Origin of the sequence: Parahoeflea alexandrii (assembly GCF_027214025.1) — a bacterium.
GTDB lineage: Bacteria > Pseudomonadota > Alphaproteobacteria > Rhizobiales > Rhizobiaceae > Hoeflea > Hoeflea alexandrii_A.
Genome location: NZ_JAPWHB010000036.1, coordinates 1 through 401, shown reverse-complemented (window position 1 = coordinate 401; position 401 = coordinate 1). Strand labels below are relative to the sequence as shown.

Annotated in this window: 1 pseudogene; it reads left to right on the top strand. The window is 55.6% G+C overall.

The features are described from left to right. Window positions 1–249: pseudogene (locus O4H62_RS26320) on the top strand (integrase core domain-containing protein); the annotation flags it as partial. Window positions 250–401: the final 152 nt, after the last annotated feature.

The window sequence follows — 401 nt, the reverse complement described above, 5'->3', positions numbered from 1 at the left end:
TATGGCCACCCGCTGCGCGATATGGAAGCTGCGCGTGCGGCCATAACCTGTCGGCAGAACATGTTCCCGACGTGCTATGGCAGCGAATTCATTTCCCGCGATCTTGATCTGTGGGCCTATGTAAACGACGTCACGCTCGACGTCTCACGGCCCGGCAAGCCGACGGACAATGGTTACATCGAAGCGTTCAACAGCAAGTTCCTGGCGGAATGTTTGAACGTCCACTGGTTCCTGCCCCTTGCGGATGCCCCCAAAGTGCCCCCGAACAGCAAAAAGCCCTGTCGGTTAGGATCAGGGCTTTTGGATTTTTGTTGTATTTTCAGTAGGATATTTGGTTGCGGGGGCAGGATTTGAACCTGCGACCTTCAGGTTATGAGCCTGACGAGCTACCGGGCTGCTCC